The sequence below is a fragment of the Nonomuraea sp. NPDC050451 genome, from assembly GCF_044458585.1.
In genome coordinates this window covers 1-1,325 of sequence record NZ_JBITHZ010000118.1, presented here as the reverse complement: position 1 = coordinate 1,325, position 1,325 = coordinate 1, and the positions used below count along the sequence as shown (strand labels likewise).

1 protein-coding gene is annotated in these 1,325 nt (G+C 67.5%); it reads left to right on the top strand.

Annotated features, from left to right (window positions below; translation table 11 throughout):
• Positions 1–72 precede the first annotated feature (72 nt).
• A protein-coding gene (locus tag ACIBI9_RS67905) for an IS3 family transposase (RefSeq protein WP_397239701.1) occupies positions 73–1,295 on the top strand; the annotation gives its coding sequence in 2 pieces (ribosomal slippage) (positions 73–352 and positions 352–1,295; 1,224 coding nt in all).
• Positions 1,296–1,325: the final 30 nt, after the last annotated feature.

Below are 1,325 nucleotides of genomic sequence, written 5' to 3'. Positions count from 1 at the left end.
TGAACCAGTCCGGGTTGGTTGGAGGCCCTGAAGCCAGCATGATCGTGCTGGCGGAAGGGAGATTCACACGCGATGCCAGCCCCCAGGAAGTACCCCGACGAACTTCGTGAGCGTGCGGTGCGGATGGTCTTTGAGGTCCGGGAGCAGACCGGCCAGTCGCCCGGCGCGATCGCCCGGGTGGCCCAGCAGCTCGGCGTGCACCGCGAGGCGTTGCGCAGCTGGGTGCGCCAGGCGGAGATCGACGGTGGGCAACGGCCCGGGACCTCTAGTGAGGACGCGCAGCGGATCGCCGAGCTGGAGCGAGAGGTCCGTGAGCTGCGCCGGGCCAACGAGATCCTGAAGTCAGCGGCTGCTTTTTTCGCCCGGGAACTCGACCCCCGACCGCCCAGATAGTCGCCTTCATCGACGCTCATCGCGAACAGTTCGGCGTCGAGCCGATCTGCCAGGCGCTCGAACTGGCTCCCTCGACGTACTACGCGGCCAAGGACCGGCCGCCGTCGGCCCGGCAGCGGCGCGATGAGCAGCTGACGGCCGAGATCGTCCGGCTGTGGAACGACAACTTCGAGGTGTACGGGGTGCGCAAGATGTGGAAGGCGCTCAACCGCCAGGGCGTGGCCGTGGCGCGCTGCACGGTCGCGCGGCTGATGCGCCGGTTAGGACTTTCCGGCGCGGTCCGAGGTGATCACAAGCGCCGCACCACCATCGCCGAGCCGCTGTGCCCGCGGCCGGCCGACCTGGTCGAACGGGACTTCGCCGCGCCCGCGCCGAACCGGCTATGGGTTGCCGACCTGACCTACATCCACACCTGGGCCGGGTTCGTCTACGCCGCGTTCGTCATCGACGTGTTCTCCCGGATGATCGTCGGCTGGCGGCTGACCGACCATCTGCGTACCGACCTGCCTCTGGACGCGCTGGAGATGGCCATCTGGCGCCGCGGCGGCCGGCCAGATGCGCTGGACGGGCTGGTACATCACTCCGACCGCGGGTCTCAATATCTGTCGATTCGCTACACCGACCGGCTCGCCGACGCCGGCGCGGTCAGCTCCGTGGGCTCGCGCGGGGACAGCTACGACAATGCCCTCGCCGAGAGCACCATCGGGCTGTACAAGACCGAACTGATCCACCGCCGCGGCCCGTGGAAAGGCCTGGACGACGTCGAACTCGCAACCATGGAATGGGTCGACTGGTACAACAACCGCCGGCTCCACAGCGCCTGCCAGGATCTTCCACCCTTCGAATACGAAGCCCTCTACCGCGCAGAGATCAACTCAGTTACTCTCGCCCCAGCCAGATAACCCGGTCTCCAACAGACCCGGCGCGGTTCA